General features: G+C 69.5%; 14 protein-coding genes and 2 pseudogenes. 8 read left to right on the top strand and 8 right to left on the bottom strand.

What is annotated here, in order from left to right; genetic code table 11:
* The first annotated feature begins 164 nt into the window (after positions 1-164).
* Positions 165-1,586 (top strand): cation:dicarboxylate symporter family transporter, encoded by a 1,422-nt coding sequence (locus OG254_RS07085; protein WP_405578452.1) that lies wholly within the window; start codon positions 165-167, stop codon positions 1,584-1,586.
* A 72-nt stretch (positions 1,587-1,658) separates the two neighbouring features.
* On the opposite strand, the gene OG254_RS07080 is transcribed toward OG254_RS07085, so the two are convergent.
* On the bottom strand, positions 1,659-2,108 hold the full coding sequence (locus OG254_RS07080; protein WP_405578449.1) for a MarR family winged helix-turn-helix transcriptional regulator: 450 nt from the start codon (positions 2,106-2,108) through the stop codon (positions 1,659-1,661).
* A 93-nt stretch (positions 2,109-2,201) separates the two neighbouring features.
* Between OG254_RS07080 and OG254_RS07075 the strand changes: the two genes are divergently transcribed.
* Together OG254_RS07075 and mltG are read left to right on the top strand one after the other, a co-directional pair.
* The gene (locus OG254_RS07075; protein WP_405578447.1) at positions 2,202-4,013 is read left to right on the top strand and encodes an ABC transporter ATP-binding protein; all 1,812 of its coding nucleotides are present in this window, start codon (positions 2,202-2,204) and stop codon (positions 4,011-4,013) included.
* Positions 4,014-4,056: 43 nt separating this feature from the next.
* Positions 4,057-4,908, top strand: a complete 852-nt coding sequence (gene mltG, locus OG254_RS07070; RefSeq protein WP_405578444.1) for an endolytic transglycosylase MltG — start codon at positions 4,057-4,059, stop codon at positions 4,906-4,908.
* 44 nt (positions 4,909-4,952) lie between these two features.
* Here the strand turns inward: mltG and OG254_RS07065 are convergent, their stop codons facing one another.
* The 5 genes from OG254_RS07065 to OG254_RS07045 form a co-directional block, all read right to left on the bottom strand.
* Positions 4,953-6,038, bottom strand: coding sequence for an NAD(P)-binding domain-containing protein (locus OG254_RS07065; protein WP_405578441.1), 1,086 nt, complete (start codon positions 6,036-6,038; stop codon positions 4,953-4,955).
* A 98-nt stretch (positions 6,039-6,136) separates the two neighbouring features.
* Complete coding sequence (locus OG254_RS07060; protein ID WP_405578439.1) at positions 6,137-7,153, bottom strand: ABC transporter substrate-binding protein; 1,017 nt, start codon at positions 7,151-7,153, stop codon at positions 6,137-6,139.
* Positions 7,154-7,179: 26 nt separating this feature from the next.
* On the bottom strand, positions 7,180-7,953 hold the full coding sequence (locus OG254_RS07055) for an ABC transporter ATP-binding protein (protein ID WP_405578436.1): 774 nt from the start codon (positions 7,951-7,953) through the stop codon (positions 7,180-7,182).
* Positions 7,926-8,813: an ABC transporter permease gene (locus OG254_RS07050; RefSeq protein WP_405578433.1), complete on the bottom strand. Its 888-nt coding sequence runs from the start codon at positions 8,811-8,813 to the stop codon at positions 7,926-7,928. The genes OG254_RS07055 and OG254_RS07050 overlap by 28 nt, the downstream gene beginning before the upstream one ends.
* A 142-nt stretch (positions 8,814-8,955) precedes the next feature.
* Positions 8,956-9,039 carry a putative leader peptide gene (locus OG254_RS07045; RefSeq protein WP_313884353.1) on the bottom strand — a complete coding sequence of 28 codons (84 nt, stop codon included), beginning with the start codon at positions 9,037-9,039 and terminating at the stop codon, positions 8,956-8,958.
* 134 nt (positions 9,040-9,173) lie between these two features.
* On the opposite strand from OG254_RS07045, the gene OG254_RS07040 reads away from it, so the two are divergent.
* The gene (locus OG254_RS07040) at positions 9,174-9,596 is read left to right on the top strand and encodes a secondary thiamine-phosphate synthase enzyme YjbQ (RefSeq protein ID WP_405578430.1); all 423 of its coding nucleotides are present in this window, start codon (positions 9,174-9,176) and stop codon (positions 9,594-9,596) included.
* A 558-nt stretch (positions 9,597-10,154) separates the two neighbouring features.
* On the opposite strand, the gene OG254_RS07035 is transcribed toward OG254_RS07040, so the two are convergent.
* Together OG254_RS07035 and OG254_RS07030 are read right to left on the bottom strand one after the other, a co-directional pair.
* Positions 10,155-10,796 (bottom strand): transposase family protein, encoded by a 642-nt coding sequence (locus OG254_RS07035; RefSeq protein ID WP_405594875.1) that lies wholly within the window; start codon positions 10,794-10,796, stop codon positions 10,155-10,157.
* Positions 10,797-10,910: 114 nt separating this feature from the next.
* Positions 10,911-11,351 carry a hypothetical protein gene (locus OG254_RS07030; RefSeq protein ID WP_405594874.1) on the bottom strand — a complete coding sequence of 147 codons (441 nt, stop codon included), beginning with the start codon at positions 11,349-11,351 and terminating at the stop codon, positions 10,911-10,913.
* A 268-nt stretch (positions 11,352-11,619) separates the two neighbouring features.
* Between OG254_RS07030 and OG254_RS07025 the strand changes: the two are divergent.
* The 4 genes and pseudogenes from OG254_RS07025 (at position 11,620) to istB (ending at position 16,785) form a co-directional block, all read left to right on the top strand.
* A pseudogene (locus OG254_RS07025) lies at positions 11,620-13,056 on the top strand (non-reducing end alpha-L-arabinofuranosidase family hydrolase).
* Positions 13,057-13,488: 432 nt separating this feature from the next.
* Positions 13,489-15,111, top strand: a complete 1,623-nt coding sequence (locus OG254_RS07020; RefSeq protein WP_405578427.1) for a glycoside hydrolase 43 family protein — start codon at positions 13,489-13,491, stop codon at positions 15,109-15,111.
* Between the two features lie 155 nt (positions 15,112-15,266).
* Positions 15,267-15,872: a Mu transposase domain-containing protein gene (locus OG254_RS07015; RefSeq protein WP_405578425.1), complete on the top strand. Its 606-nt coding sequence runs from the start codon at positions 15,267-15,269 to the stop codon at positions 15,870-15,872.
* 128 nt (positions 15,873-16,000) lie between these two features.
* Positions 16,001-16,785: pseudogene (gene istB, locus OG254_RS07010) on the top strand (IS21-like element helper ATPase IstB).
* The last annotated feature ends 13 nt before the right edge of the window (positions 16,786-16,798 follow it).

The following is a 16,798-nucleotide window of genomic DNA, read 5'->3' as shown; positions in this document are numbered from 1 at the left end:
TGCGACGCGTCACGCGGGGCGTGATTTACACGGAAGCAACACGGCGGTCTTGTGCGGGATCAACGTCACCCGCAGAGTGATCGGACGGAATGCGCTTTCCGTATGGCAGAAGTCCCGGCCGTCCCAGGGGGCTTCTGTGTGCCGTCGTCCCCAAAGGAGTGCCCGTGCCGCCGTCCGTACCGTCCCTGCCGCGACGCGTCGCACGCATGCTGCGTACCTCTCTCTTCGCGCAGGTCGCCTGCGCGCTCGTGCTCGGAATCGTCGTCGGGAAGCTGTGGCCCGGGTTCGCCTCGGATCTCCAGCCTCTCGGCGACGGTTTCATCCGGCTCATCAAGACGATCATCTCGCCGCTCGTGTTCTGTGTGGTCGTCGTCGGCATCGCCAAGGCCGGTGATCTGAAGGCGTTCGGGCGCATCGGGCTGAAGGCCCTGATCTGGTTCGAGGTCGCCAGCACGCTCGCGCTGGTCATCGGCCTCCTCGCCGCCAACGTGGTCCAGCCCGGGGCCGGGATGCACGTCGACCCCTCCACGCTCGACGCCTCGGCCGTCGACGCGAAGACGGGTGGCGGACATCTGCCCTCGACGACCGAGTTCGCGCTGGAGGCGATCCCGACCTCCTTCATCGGTGCCTTCGCGGAGAACTCCCTGCTCCAAGTGCTCGTCCTGGCCTGCCTGGTGGGTGCGGCGCTGCTGCACCTCGGCCACACCAAAGTGCCGCAGGTGCTGCCCGCCATCGAGCAGGCCCAGGAGATCATCTTCGCGATCGTCGGCTTCGTGATGCGGCTGGCTCCGATCGCTGTGTTCGGTGCGATGGCCGTCCTGATCGGCAATTACGGGCTCGGAGTGATCGAGACGTACGGCAAGCTGATCGTCCTGTGCTACCTGGCCGCCGCGCTGTTCATCGCGCTCCTCGCGCTCGCCCTGAAGGCGGTCACCGGGCTCAGCCTGTGGAAGTTCCTGCGCTACATCCGTGAGGAGATGCTGCTCGCGCTCGGCACCGCGTCCACCGAGTCGGTCCTGCCGCGGGTGATGCAGAAGCTGCGCAAGGCGGGGGCGCGTGACGACGCCGTGGGCCTGGTGCTGCCGACGGGCTACTCCTTCAACCTCGACGGCGCCTCGCTCTACCTGTCCATCGGCACGCTGTTCATCGCCCAGGCCGTGGGGGTGGACCTGAGCCTCGGTCAGCAGATCACCGTGGTCCTGGTGCTGATGCTGACCAGCAAGGGCATGGCGGGCATCCCCGGCTCGGCGTTCCTCGCCCTGTCCGCGACCGCGTCCTCGCTGGGCGCCATCCCGGCCGGCGCCGTCGCCCTGCTGCTCGGCGTGGACCGCATCATGGACTCGATGCGCGTCGTCACCAACCTGCTCGGCAACTGCGTCGCGGTCTTCGCGGTCGCCCGCTGGGAGGGCGCGCTGGACAGGGAGCGGGCGAAGAAGGTCCTGGACGGGGAGATCGTGGTCGACCTGGAGGACGACGAACCGGCCGAGGGCGGGAGCGTGCGGTCGGAGCAGTCGGAGCAGTCGGAGCGGTCGGAGCGGTCGGAGAAGGCGCAGCTCAAGAAGGAAACGGCCGCCGAAGCCGGCTGACGTCCGGCACGACCAGGGCCGCGGCCACCCCTCCAGCAACACGGAGCGGTGGCCGCGGCCCTTTGTGCTCGCTCAGCACCCCCGCGCGCCGCCCCCGTCGATCAACGTGTCCAGCAGCTCCCCCAGCACCGACCGCTGCTCGTCCGTCAACGGCGCCAGGATCTCCTGCGCCGCCGACCGTCGCGCACCGTGCAGCTCCCGCAGGGCCTCGTGCCCGTCCTCGGTGAGCTCGATCCGGATCACCCGCCGGTTCGTCGGATCCGGCGCCCGCCGTACCTTCCCGCTCGCCTCCAGCCCGTCGACCAGCGTCGTCACCGCGCGCGGGACCACCTCCAGGCGCTCGGCGAGGTCGGCCATCCGTGGCGGCGAGTCGTAGTGCGCGAGCGTGCGCAGGAGGCGCGACTGGGCCGGGGTGACGCCGAGGCCGCACTCCTGCAGATGCCGTTTCTGGATCCGGTGCACCCGGCGGGTGAAGCGCAGCAGCTGCTCGGCGAGCGGGCCGTCGGGATCGGAGGTGGTCATGCGGGAACAATATCAGGACCATGTGCATTGTGAGCATAGGTAACAATGAGCTAAGCTCCGTCAGTCCTCGTCATCACACCTCCGTAGGAGCCCATGCACCCCGACAGCGAACCCACCCTGACGCCACCCGCCGCGAAGGACGCGCAGCAGGAACAGCCCCGGCAGGTGCGCCGCATCCTCACACTCTTCCGTCCCTACCGCGGCCGCCTCGCCGTGGTCGGCCTCCTGGTCGGCGCCTCGTCGCTGGTCGGCGTCGCCACGCCGTTCCTGCTCAAGGCGATCCTCGACGTCGCGATCCCCGAGGGCCGCACCGGCCTGCTCAGCCTGCTCGCGCTCGGCATGATCCTCAGCGCCGTCCTGAGCAGCGTCTTCGGCGTGCTTCAGACCCTGATCTCCACCACCGTCGGCCAGCGCGTCATGCACGACCTGCGCACCGCGGTCTACGGCCGCCTCCAGCGCATGTCGCTCGCCTTCTTCACCCGGACCCGCACCGGCGAGGTCCAGTCCCGCATCGCCAACGACATCGGCGGCATGCAGGCCACCGTCACCTCCACCGCGACGTCCCTGGTCTCCAACGTGACCAGCGTGGTCGCCACGATCGTCGCGATGATCGCCCTCGACTGGCGGCTGACCGTCGTCTCGCTGCTCCTGCTGCCGGTCTTCGTCTGGATCAGCCGCCGCGTCGGCAACGAACGCAAGAAGATCACCACCGAGCGCCAGAAGCAGATGGCCGCGATGGCCGCCACCGTCACCGAGTCGCTCTCGGTCAGCGGCATCCTGCTCGGCCGCACGATGGGCCGCTCCGACTCGCTGACCAAGGCGTTCGCCGACGAGTCCGAGCAGCTCGTCGACCTCGAGGTGCGGTCGAACATGGCCGGCCGCTGGCGCATGGCCGTCATCACCATGGTCATGGCCGCCATGCCCGCCTTCATCTACTGGACCGCCGGCGTGGTCCTCGTGGCCGGCGGCCCGCAGGCCTCGATCGGCACGATCGTCGCGTTCGTCTCGCTCCAGCAGGGCCTGTTCCGCCCGGCGGTCAGCCTGCTGTCCACCGGTGTGCAGATCCAAGCCTCGCTCGCGCTCTTCCAGCGCATCTTCGAGTACCTCGACCTGCCCATCGACATCACCGAGCGGGACAACCCCATCCGCCTGGACCAGGTCTTGGGCGAGGTCCGCTTCGAGAACGTCGAGTTCCGCTACGACGGCAAGAGCGGCCCGATCCTCGACGGCATCGACGTCACCGTCCCGGCCGGCGGCAGCCTCGCGGTCGTCGGTCCGACCGGCGCCGGGAAGTCGACGCTCGGCCATCTCGTGCCGCGGCTGTACGACGTGACGGACGGCCGGGTCACCCTCGACGGGGTGGACGTGCGCGACCTCGACTTCGACACCCTCGCCCGCGCGGTCGGCGTCGTCTCGCAGGAGACGTACCTCTTCCACGCCTCGGTCGCGGACAACCTGCGCTTCGCCAAGCCGGACGCCACCGAGGACGAGCTGCACGCGGCGGCCAAGGCCGCCCAGATCCACGACCACATCGCGTCCCTGCCCGACGGCTACGACACTGTCGTCGGCGAGCGCGGCCACCGCTTCTCCGGCGGTGAGAAGCAGCGACTGGCCATCGCCCGCACCATCCTGCGCGACCCGCCGGTCCTCATCCTCGACGAGGCGACAAGCGCCCTGGACACCCGCACCGAGCAGGCCGTCCAGGAGGCCATCGACGCCCTGTCCGCCAACCGCACCACCGTCACCATCGCGCACCGGCTGTCCACCATTCGGGGCGCCGACCAGATCGTGGTGCTCGACGCGGGGCACGTGGCCGAACGGGGCACGCACGAGGAGCTGTTGGAGCGGGAGGGGCGCTATGCGGCGCTGGTCCGCCGCGACGCCCAACTGGAGCCGACGGGGTGACGATATGCCGGGTTTGTGACCATGTGCGGGTTACCGTTCCCGCATGTACTTCAACACTCCGCCACGGAGCACGATTCGACTGACGCGCCGGGGGCGTATGGCTCTCATCGCCGCCGGCGCCGTCGTGGCAGGCACCGCCGTGGCGGTGCCGCTGCTGGTCATGGGCGAGGAGGAGGCGGCGCGGCCCACCTCGCTGGTGATCCCGGAGGGCTGGCGGGCGAGCCAGGTCTACGCCGCCGTCGACAAGGCCCTCGCCCTGCCGTCCGGTACCACGAAGAAGTCCCTCGGCAAGCTCGATCTCAAGCTGCCGAACGACGCCGACGGCAACCCGGAGGGCTACCTCTTCCCGGCGACGTATCCCCTCGAACGGAACGGGAAGAAGGCGACGTCGGATTCGCTGCTGTCGGCCATGGTCGACACCGCCAACAAGAAGTTCGGCGGCGCCCCGATCGCCGCCGGGGCGCAGCGCAACGCCATGAATGTCTATCAGGCGGTCACGATCGCGAGCATCGTCCAGGCGGAGGCCGCCACCAAGGCGGACATGAGCAAGGTGGCGCGGGTCATCTTCAACCGCCTCGAACGCGGCATGCCGCTCCAGATGGACTCCACCATCAACTACGCCCTCAAGCGCTCCACGCTCAGGACGACCGAGGCGGACACCCGGATCGAGAGCCCGTACAACTCGTACCAGCGCATGGGCCTGCCGCCCACGCCGATCGACAACCCGGGCGACGACGCGATGCGCGCCGCGATCGGTCCGTCCGCCGGCGACTGGCTGTACTTCGTCACGGTCAGGCCGGGCGACACCCGCTTCACGGCCGACTACACGGAACACCAGCGCAACGTCGCCGAGTTCAACGCCCACCGGAAGGCGAGCCCGAAGGCGACCGGGTGAGCCGACGGGACGTCACACGGATCCTGGTCCGGCCGGCTGCCGCGTCACGCGGCCACCGGTTCCTCGGCCAGCAGCCGCCTGATGTCCCGTACGGCCGCGCGGCCGGCCCGGTTGGCGCCGATCGTGCTGGCGGAGGGGCCGTAGCCGACCAGGTGGACGCGAGGGTCGGCGATCGCGCGCGTCCCTTCCACCCGGATGCCGCCGCCCTGCTCGCGCAGGTGCAGCGGGGCCAGATGATCGATGGCGGCGCGGAAGCCGGTCGCCCACAGGATGATGTCGGCGTCCACCCGCTGCCCGTCGTTCCACTCCACGCCGTCCGGGGTGATCCGGTCGAACATGGGGCGGCGGTCCAGGACACCGTCCGCCAGCCCCTGCCGGACGGCGTCGTTCAGCGGCAGCCCCGTGACTGAGACCACACTCTTCGGCGGCAGGCCCTGGCGGACCCGCTCCTCCACGAGCGCGACGGCCGCCCGGCCCACGTCCTCGGTGAAGGGGCCCTCGCGGAACACCGGCGGGCGCCGCGTGACCCAGGTGGTGGCCGCCGCGAACGGGGCGATCTCCAGCAGATGCTGGGTGCCGGAGGCGCCGCCGCCCACGACGACGACCCGCTGACCCGCGAACTCTCGCGGCCCGGGGTACTGCGCCGTGTGCAACTGCCGGCCCCGGAAAGTCTCCTGGCCGGGGTAGCGCGGCACGAACGGCCGGTCCCAGGTGCCGGTCGCGTTGATCAGGGCCCGCGTGGCCCAGGTCCCCGCCGAGCTCTCGACGAGCAGCCGCCCGTCCGGGCCCTCGCGCACGGCACGCACCTCGACGGGCCGCCGCACCCGCAGGTCGAAGGTCCGCTCGTAGGTGTCGAAGTACTCCGCGATCACCTCCGACGACGGCCGCCCGGGGTCGGCGTCGGTCAGCTCCATCCCGGGCAGCGAGTGCATCCCGTGCACCTTGCCGTACGTCAGCGACGGCCACCGGAACTGCCAGGCGCCGCCCGGACCGGGGGAGTGGTCGAGGACGACGAAGTCACGGCCCGGCTCGAAACCGGTGCGCCGCAGGTGGTAGGCGCTGGACAGGCCCGCCTGTCCAGCGCCTATGACGACTACGTCGACCGCCTCGACCGCCTCAGCATTGTTCACGCTTCTACCAACCACCTCGGGGGCACGGATCTTCCCCCCCGAGCCCGTCCCTGTCGGCACCCCTCCCGCGCCGACAGGGACAGTCCGCCCGGTGACGTCTACGAGGTGCGGGCCCGCGTGGTCGACGGCGGCAGGTCGCCGTTGTACCGCGTGTCCACGAAGTCGCCGAAGTCCACCTTCTTCGGGATGAGCTTCAGCTCGGTGAAGGTGTCGGCGATCTCCTGCTCGGAGGCGATGAGCGGCTTGTCCACCGCGACCGAGACCCGGGTGGCGTTGGTGCGCTTCACCGAGGCGAGCGCGACCTCGTAGGGCAGCCCGGTGTCCTTCGCCCAGACCTTGGCCCACTCCTCCTGGTGGTCGTACACCCACGTCGTGGCCCGCCGCAGCCGCTCCAGGTAGTCCTTGACGGCGGCGGCCTTCTTCTTGTCCTCAAGTGCGGAGGGCGCCGCCACCTGGAAGGTCAGCCCGTTGGTGACCCCGTCGCCGGTCGTCAGGATCCGGCCCTGCTTGGACAGCAGCACCTGCGAGGTGTACGGGTCCCACACGGCCCACGCGTCGACCTTGCCGGCGGTGAACGCGGCCAGTGCGTCGGCCGGTTGCAGATACTTGACCTCTACGTCGCCCAGGCTCAGCCCGGCCGCCTTGAGGGACGCGACGAGCTGGTAGTTGGCGGAGGATCCCTGCGCCACGGCGATCGACTTCCCCTTGAGCTGCTCGGGCCTCGTCAGCTTCGAGTCGTTCGGTACGAGGATCGCGTCGCCCTTGGACGTGCCCTTGAACGCGGCCACCGCGGTGATCTTCGAGCCCGCGCCCGCCGCGAAGACCGGCGGTGTGTTGCCGACGCCGCCGATGTCGACGGCCCCCGCGTTGACGGCCTCCAGCAGCGGCGGACCGGAGGTGAAGGTGGACCATTTGATCTTGTAGTCGAGGTTCTTGAGCTCTCCGGCGGCGCGCAGGATGGCCTCCGAACCGCCCTTCTGGTCACCGACGTTGAGCGTGAGGGAGCCCTGGCCGTCGATCCCTGTCGAGGTCTCGGCCGCCGAGTTCCCGCCGCAGGCGGTGAGCAGGAGCGAGAAGGGCAGGAGAAGCGCGGCGGGGACGAGGCGTCGTCGCATGGTGGTTCCGTTCTGGGGGAGGGTGATCAGGCGGCTTCGGCGGCGGTGTCGACGCCGAGGCGCTCCAGGAGTCCGGCGCGCAGTGCGGCGAACCGGGGGTCGGCGATGTCGCGCGGGCGATCGAGGTCGATGCGCTGTTCGTGCGCGATCACCCCGTCGTCCATCACGAGGACACGGTCGGCGAGGAGTACGGCCTCCTCGACGTCGTGCGTGACGAGCAGGACCGCGCAGCCGCGCCGCTGCCACAACTCGCCCACCAGACGCTGCGCCTTGATGCGGGTAAGTGCGTCGAGCGCGCCGAACGGCTCGTCGAGCAGCAGCAGATCGGGCTCGCGGACCAACGCCCGTGCGAGCGAGGCACGTTGGGCCTCGCCGCCGGAGAGCGTCTTGGGCCAGGCGTCCCTACGGTGGTCGAGACCGACCTCCTTCAGCGCCCGCTCGGCGACCGCGCGGCCGGGCTTGCCGGGCAGGCCCAGCAAGACATTGCGCCACACCTTCTTCCACGGCATCAGCCGCGGCGACTGGAAGGCGACGGCCTTGCGGCGCGGCACCAGGACGGTGCCCTCGATGTCGCGGTCGAGACCGGCGAGGATGCGCAGCAGGGTGGACTTGCCGCAGCCGCTGCGGCCGAGCAGGGCGACGAACTCGCCCGGACGCACGTCGAGTTGGAGCCGGTCGATGACGGCACGCCCGTCGAAGGAGCGGGTGAGTCCGGCCACGTGCACGGCCTGCGTGCCCGCCGCGGTCAGGTCGGCCTGCGTGGCCTCGGGGCTCACCGGCCGGTGAACGTCGGTCGCCATTGCAGCAGCAGCCTTTCGAGGGTACGGACGATGAAGTCGGCGAGCAGGCCGAGAAAGGCGTAGACGATCAGACAGACCACGATCACGTCGGTCCGCAGGAAGTCGCGTGCCTGCACCATCAGGAACCCGATGCCGGAGTCGGCGTTGACCTGCTCGGCGAAGACGAGGGCCAGCCAGGCGATGCCGAGTGAGTAGCGCAGGCCGGTCAGGGCGCCCGGCAGCGCGCCGGGCAGTACGACGTGCCGCACGAGCCCCCACCGGGACAGCCCGAGGGACTCCCCGGCCTCGATCAACTGGGCGTCCACGCCACGGATGCCGGCGTAGACGTTGAGGTAGAGCGGGAACGTCACGCCGAGCGTGATGATGGCGGTCTTGGGTGCCTCGCCGATCCCGAACCAGATGATGAACAGCGGGATCAGCCCGACGAAGGGCACGGTCCGCAGCATCTGCACCGGCGCGTCCACGATGTCCTCGCCGATCCGGAACAGGCCCGAGACCAGGGCGAGTCCGGTCCCGACGAGGGTGCCGAGCGCCAGACCGGCGGCGACGCGCTGAAGGGACGTCCCCATGGCCGAGGGCAGCGAGCCGTCGGCGATCATGTCGCCCGCGACCTGGGCGATACGGCCGGGCGAGGCGAGGACGTCGGAGGTCAACAAACCGGTGACGCTGAGCAGTTGCCACAGGATCAGCAGCAGGACGGGACCGGTGGTGCGGCGCAGCCAGCGGGGGACGCGAGTGCGGCGGGAGGAGGTCGGGACGATGGGTTCGAGGTCGGGCGAGGCGACCTTCGGGCTGTCGCTGCCGGGTATTTCGGAAATATCCGGCTCAAGAGAGCCGGGTGGGGCATGGCTGATGCTCATGAGTGCTCCACGGGGGAGAGCGGCCGGTGAGGAGAGGTGAGCGAGCACCGCCGCGCCGGATGCCGGTCAGAGCATCAGACGCGCGGGCGCGAGGAAAGCGGAGGAAAGAGGGGGAGAGCTGGGGAAGTGAGAGAGAAGGGCGTCAGCGGCCGCGGCGACACGCGGCGGAGGCCACCCGCAGCAGGTCGATGTGACCGCGCGTGGTGAGCAGGGCTGAACGCAACATGCCGCTGAAAGTAGCCAGATGGCGCGGCGGTGGTCAATGGCGTCTCGCGAAGTGGACCTTGCGTATCACGGCTCGACCCTCACCCGGCGGTCTCCTCGCCCGCGAACCCCGTCGCGTCGGCGAGGATGGAGGGCATGTCAGACGCCTTCACCACCCGACTTCTGAACGTCACCTCCGGCTCCTCGGAGAGGGTCGTGGACCTCACCCGCGACTGCGAGGCCTTCCTGCGGGAGGCGGCGGCGGGCCGCGACGGTCTGCTGAACATCTTCGTGCCGCACGCGACGGCCGGTGTCGCGATCATCGAGACGGGCGCCGGCAGCGACGACGACCTCCTGGCCACCCTGCATACCCTCCTGCCCGCCGACGACCGCTGGCAGCACCGTCACGGCAGCCCCGGCCACGGCCGCGACCACGTCCTCCCGGCGCTCGTCCCGCCCCACGCGACGCTGCCGGTGCTCGGCGGGCGGCTCGAGCTCGGGACCTGGCAGTCGGTGTGCCTCGTCGACACGAACACGAGTAACACGGAGCGTCGGGTCCGGCTGAGCTTCCTCAGTTAGGAGCTCTGTCAGCAGCCTCTTGGTCGGCTGGCTGCATGCAGCGACCGGGAAGCCCGGAAGGAGCGTTTCGGCATCGAGCAGAGCAGCGGACTCATAATCCGTCGGCCGTGGGTTCGAGTCCCACCCGCCCCACCAGTGGTTATCCATGCAGAAACGTTCTGAGCTGCGGAAACGTGGTTGGAAGGGGGGTTTCGCATGTGGCGGCTGCCCGGAATCGGTGTGGCGAAAGGGTGACTTCGTGTGTTCCCCCGAACCCTGGACCTTTGTGACCTGGGCTTTTGGGGTGGGATCAGTGGTGGACGGTCCCACGGCTGGTGAGTGATTCACCGGGCAGCCGTCGTTCAGGTAGGGGCTGCCGGCAACTCAAAGTAGGTTTAGGCGCCCCACGGCCACGGCCTGGCTGGGACCATCCGCGCAGGCGCGGGGAGCAGGAGTGCTGCGCCATTGCATGTGAACGGGCACTGGAACCATCCCCGCGGGTGCGGGGAGCAGCGGCCGGGGTTTCAGCGGGCTTGCGGGGACTGGGGACCACATCCCCGCGAGCGCAGGGAGCAGGAACTATGTCCTACGCCCGGAAGTTGGGGGCGGGGGCCATCCCCGCGAGCGCGGGGAGTAGCCGGTGAACCTGTGCACGGGCCGGGCCACTTCGGGACCGCTGTCGTCGAGCCCGACGAAGCCCAGGTCGGCGATGGCGCCGAGGCCGGCCGCCCGCAGCTTGGCGGTGAGCTGGTCGTGGCGGCAGGCGGTGATCTCCGAGGTGCGTCCGGGCCGGGCCGCCGAGACCCAGAGCAGTCGGCCGCGGCCGTCGGTGAGCGCGATGACGAGCAGGCCATGGCATTTGCTCTTGCCGGAGTAGTTCTTCCGGTTCTCTTTGCCGGTGCGCCGCCGGGTGCGGATCAGCGTGCCGTCCAACAGCACCACCCCGCCATCCTTGTGGGCGATCTTTTTGAGGGCGCGGTCCAGGCGCGGGGCGCGGGCGGCCAGCAGGCCGACGACTTCCCGCACCCACCGGATCACGGTGGGGCGGTGTATCCCGTTGCCGCCGGCCAGGTCGCCCGGCCGCTGGTCACAGCGCAGTACCGCGAGCACGATGGCGGCGATCTTCCCCGAGGGCAGGGCCCGCCACCGTGATCTGATCTTCTTGCAGTGGCCGCGTATCAGATCGGCGAGCCAGTTCAGGGTGGCACTCGACAGCGGCAGGCGGGCAGTGCAGACAAGGCCGTCAGGGCCCTCGACGGGATGGTTGTTTTTCTTCGCACCAAACTCAACTGCCGCCGGAGGACTGCGAGTTACGCCCCGTCGGCGCCCGCCTCCCTACGCCTGCGCGCGTGCGGTGAACCTGCCGTCGGGACGCTTGTGCAGCCAGCCGCGGTCGGCGAGCTTGGTCATCTTCGCCCGCAGCGGCTCCAGCTTGCCGCGCACCGAGGCGTTCAGGCCCAGCCGCTCGCCGACCGCCCTGACCTGCACCGGGCCGTCGGCCTCCCGCACGATCGCCAGGATCTTGCGGTAGTCGCCGGGCAGCGCGCCCTCATCGGCCGCGTCGCTGCGGTCCGGGATGAGCAGGAGTGCTCGCCCGTCACTCGCACCCCGCTCGGCGAGCTCTCGACGCTCCCCGCACCGCAGACGACCGCCGCAGGCACACGTCGACCGGACCGGCGTCAGTGAGTGCCACCGGCCCCGCCGCGGGCGCGGGTCGGGCACCGAGCCGAACCAGAGGCTCAGGTGAGCGACCTGGTCGGGGTCCGTAATGATCACCAAGCCCGTGCCCGCACCGCTACCTGACCCTCAGCCAAAGACCCGTACAACCACGGGACTTGAAGCCGCTTGGTTTCTGCCTGTGAACGTTTTTGCCCGCGGATTTTGCGAGAAGTATTGACGTCATTCATGGGATGTCTAGCATTCTTCCGATCGATACATCGACCATTGTTCGGCATATCGGACACCAGGGTCGTACCACACCGGCACCCGGACAGCCTCTGACGGGGCAAACCGGAGTCGCTTGCTCAAGGATGACGAGGTCCTTATGCGCAGACATAGTTTCAGCCTCAGACGCCCGTCCGCGGTGCTGGCCGCCGTGGTTGCGGCCCTGGCCGCGTTGGCGGCGCTGCTCGTCGCCGGCCCGGCTCAGGCGGCCACCACCAGCGACGTGCGCGGTGTTGATTCCGGCCGGTGTCTCGATGTGGCGGGCTTCAGCCAGACCGACGGTGCGAACGTGCACATCTGGGACTGCCACGGTGGAATCAACCAGCAGTGGACGTCGACGGACAGCAACCAGCTGACCGTGTACGGCAACAAGTGCCTGGATGTCCGGGGCGGCGCCACCACGTCCGGGACCCCGGTGCAGATCTGGACGTGCAACGGCAGTGACAACCAGCAGTGGCGGGTGAACCCCGACGGCACGATCGTCGGCGTGCGGTCCGGGCTGTGCCTGGAGGTCTCGGGCCGGGGTAAGGCCAACGGCACGGGGGGTGCAGCTCTGGTCGTGCCACGGCGGCACCAACCAGAAGTGGACCGGCCTGTCCGGGACGGGCAACGCGTGTGCTCTTCCGTCGACCTACCGGTGGACCTCGACCGGCCCGCTGGCGCAGCCGAAGGCGGGGTGGTCCTCGCTCAAGGACTTCACCAGCGTCGTCCACAACGGCAAGCACGTCGTCTATGCCACGACGCACGACACCGTCGCCGGTGAGGATGGGCGCTGGGGATTGACGACCTTCAGCCCCTTCACGAACTGGTCCGACATGGCCACCGCCACCCAGAACACGATTCCCTTCGATGGCATCGCGCCGACGCTGTTCTACTTCGCCCCGAAGAACCTCTGGGTGCTCGCCTACAACGGGGGTTGGCCATACAGCTTCTCCTACCGCACCTCGAGCGACCCCACCAACCCCAACGGCTGGTCCGCGCAGCAGGAGCTGTGGACGGGCACCCTCCCGAAGGGGGGCCCCTCGACGTGACCCTCATCGGCGACGACACGAACATGTACATGTTCTTCGCCAACGACAAGGGCGACATCTACCGGTCCAGCATGCCCATCGGCAACTTCCCGGGCACCTTCGGTTCGGTCACGACGGTCATGAGCGACACCGAGGACAAGCTGTTCGAGGCGCCGGAGGTGTACAAGGTCCAGGGTCAGAACCAGTACCTCATGATCGTCGAGGCCCAGAATTACACAGGGTATGGTCGCTACTTCCGCTCGTTCACGGCCACCAGCCTCGACGGCCCCTGGACACCGCAGGCCGACACCGTGACCAACCCCTTCGCCGGCAGTGCCAACAGCGGCGCGACGGCCTGGACCAGGGACGTCAGCCACGGCGACGTGGTTCGCACCAACCCCGACCAGACCAAGACCATTGACCCTTGCAATCTGCAGTTCCTCTACCAGGGGCGCGACCCCAGCACCGACGGCGGGGACTACGGCCTCCTGCCGTACCGGCCGGGGGTACTGACACTGCAGCGCTAGCCGGTGGCGTGACGCAGGTCCTGGTGTTCCTGACGTTCGCGGGCAACGACGTACGCCGAACCGGGTGAGCGTCACAGCGAGCGATCAGGAACAACGGGTGGAGTTGGAGCGGCGGGCTCGGTGCAAGGCCGAGCCCGCCCGTGCACGCGGAGAACCCGGATGGTGGCGGCCTCGTCCTGGTCGACCACGAGACGCGGAACGTCTCAAGCCTGGTGAGTCGGTCGGTTTCAAGGTTTGTTGAGTGGGCCGGAGTCGCCGGCGTCCGAGGATCACCGAACGACGACTGCGGTGGGCGAGCCGCCAACCACCCGCTGATCGCCCGGTGTTGACGCCCCTCCCACCCCCTCCTATATTCCCGTTCGGCAGTCAGAACTTTGTCTGATATCTCGAACTTCGCTCTCGGTCCCCCACACGTGAGGAAGCTGATCTCGAATGTCCTGGCTCCAACACCCCCACAGCCGCCGGAGAGTCATGGCGGCCACCGTCGGCCTGGTCGCGGGCGCCACGCTGCCGGCGATGGGCGCGACGCGCGCGGCGGCGGCCACGACGGCCCAGCAGGAGCAGTTCACCAACCCGGTGATCTGGCAGGACTTCGCCGACCTCGAGGTCATCCGCGTCGGCGACACGTACTACTACACCGGCTCGACCATGCACTTCTCGCCGGGCGCGCCCGTCCTGCGCTCCTACGACCTGGTCAACTGGGAGTTCATCGGCCACTCCGTGCCGGTCCTCGACTTCGGCGACGCGTACGACCTCAACGGCGGACGGGCGTACGTCCAGGGCATCTATGCGTCCTCGATGCGCCACCGCCCCAGCGACGGGACCTTCTACTGGGTGGGCCAGATCGGCGGGCAGCGGTCGTACGTATACAGAGCCACCAACGCGGCGGGCCCCTGGACCCGGCACGCTGAGATCGGCACCAATTACTACGACGCGGGGCTGCTCTTCGACGACGACGGCACCCCGTACGTGGCGTACGGCGCCAACGAGATCCGCGTCGCGCAGCTCTCCCCGGACATGCGCACCGAGGTCAGGTCCGAGCACGTGCTCACCAAGCCCGACGCGATCCACTACATGGAGGGCTCCCGCTTCTACAAGATCAACGGGAACCACTACATCTTCGTCACCCGCCCGGCCAACGGCCAGTACATCTGGAAGTCCACCTCAGGACCCTTCGGCCCGTACGAGATGCGGGAGGTGCTGTTGGACCTGCCCGGCCCGATCCCCGGCGGCGGCATACCGCATCAGGGCTCGCTGGTCGACACCCCCAACGGCGACTGGTACTACATGGGCTTCATCGACGCCTATCCCGGCGGCCGCGTCCCCGCCCTGGCCCCGGTCAGCTGGAACGCCGAGGGTTGGCCCGAGCTCCAGACCGTCGACGGCGCGTGGGGCGAGACATACCCCTACCCGGTCACCCCGCACCCGCTCCCGCCGCTGACCGGCGCCGACACCTTCGAGGGGACGGCGCTGGCGCCGTACTGGGAGTGGAACCACAACCCCGACACCGCCGCGTTCACCGTCGACAACGGGCTCACCCTCAGGACCGCCACTGTCACCGACGACCTCTACAACGCCCGTAACACCCTTACCCGCCGCATCCAGGGCCCCGCCTCCACCGCGACCGTCGTGCTCGACTGCTCCGGGATGGCGGACGGCGACCGGGCCGGGCTGGCGATGCTGCGGGACTCCTCCGCCTGGATCGGCGTCACGCGGCAGGACGGCGTCAGCAGGCTGGTGATGTTCGACGGCCTGACCATGGACGCCAACTGGAACACCAGCGGCACCGGCACCGAGCAGGCCGGCGCCGACCTCCCCGCGTCCGGCAGCCGCGTCTGGCTGCGCGCCGCCGCCGACATCAGCCCGGGGCCGGGCCGCCAGGCGACGTTCTCCTACAGCACCGACGGCACTACCTTCACCCCGCTCGGCCCGGCCTTCACCATGAACGAGAGGCCTCATTTCTTCATGGGCTACCGCTTCGCCGTCTTCAACCACGCCACCCAGGCCCTCGGCGGCGAAGTGCTGGTGGAACGCTTCGAGTTGAGCACGCCCTGACCATCCGATGCAGTCCGGCCCTCAGCTGAACGGCGCGGTGCGCACGATGCGCTGCACGGCCATCGCGTCGTGCCGGAACTGCGCCTCGCGCAACTCGTCCAGCGGCAGCCGCGCGGCGCGCTCCTCCAGGGCCGATCGGCGCCAGGCCCCGGACAGTGGGCGAGTACTTCGCGGTCGAACAGCCCCTGCTCAAACCGCTACCCGACGAGCCGTTCGAGACCGGCCGCTGGTCGAGCCCGCGGGTGGACCGCTACGGACAAGTCAGCGTCCGCACCAACCGCTACTCGGTCCCGGTGCGGCTGATCGGACAGCAGGTGCGGGTTCTGCTGCACGCCTCCGAAGTGGTCATCTACGACGGCCGCATCGAAGCCGCCCGGCACGAGCGCCTGGTCGCCAAGGGCGGTGTCTGCCTGAACTCGTCCACTACCTGGAGGCCCTGCTCCGCAAGCCGGGCGCTCTGCCCTGAGCCACCGCGCTGGACCAGGCCGCGCGCCGCCGGCCGCTTCACGCCGGTGCACGACGCCTGGTGGGAGGCGGTACGCAAAGCGCACGGCGACGCCGAGGGCACGCGCACGCTGATCGAGGTCCTGCTGCTGCACCGGCACACGACCCACGAACACGTGGTGGCCGGCATCGGCGCTGCCCTGCAGGTCGGCGCCCTGACCGCGCACGCGGTCGCGCTGGAAGCCCGCAAGGCCGCCGACGCCGACCACCCGCCTGCCCACAGCAGCGGTCGGACAATCCAGAGCCCTCACCGGTGACCTCGCTGACCGCCCGCCTGCCCGCCTGCCCGCCTGCCCGCCGACACCCGGCCGCTGCCGTCGCTGGCCGCCTACGACGCGCTGCTACGACACCGGCCCGCCACCGACCCTCCCAAGGGAGAAGTGCCGTGACCGCTCAATGCCACCGGGGCCTGACCGAACAGGCCGCCGACGCCGCCATCGACAGTGCCTGCCGGATGCTGCGGCTGCCCACGATCCGGGCCCAGTTTCCCGACGTCGCCGCTGCTGCCGCCCGCGAGCAGATGACCTACCGCGGCTTCCTCGCGGAGCTGCTGATCGCCGAGTGCGACGACCGGGCCCGCCGACGCTCCGAGCGCCGCATCAAGGCGGCCGGCTTCCCCGCCAGAAGTCGCTTCGGGACTTCGACTTCGACGCCAACCCCAACATCGACCCGGCCGCCATCCACACTCTCGCCTCCTGCGAATGGATCAAGAAGGGTGAGCCGCTCTGCCTGATCGGCGACTCCGGCACCGGCAAGTCGCACCTGCTGATCGCGCTGGGCACCGAGGCCGCCATGGCCGGCTTCAGGGTCCGCTACGTGCTGGCCGCCAAGCTCGTCAACGAACTCGTCGAGGCCGCAGACGAACGGCAACTGACCAAGACCATCGCCCGTTACGGGCGCGTCGACCTCCTAGCGATCGACATACTCGGCTACATGGAACTGGACCGCCGCGGCGCTGAACTGCTGTTCCAGGTGTTAACCGAGCGGGAGGAAAAGGCGTCCGTGGCCATAGCTTCGAACGAGTCGTTCGGAGGCTGGACGAAGACCTTCACCGATCCCCGGCTCTGCGCAGCGATCGTTGACCGGCTCACTTTCGGCGGCAACATCATCGAGACCGGAACCGACTCCTACCGGCTCGCGCATGCCAAGACCCAACAGGGCAGCGGCTGACCGATCACCAACT

It is taken from the genome of Streptomyces sp. NBC_01092, from assembly GCF_045039535.1.
Lineage (GTDB): Bacteria > Actinomycetota > Actinomycetes > Streptomycetales > Streptomycetaceae > Streptomyces.
Note: the sequence above shows the minus strand (reverse complement) of the source record. Positions and strands in the feature narration are given on the sequence as shown.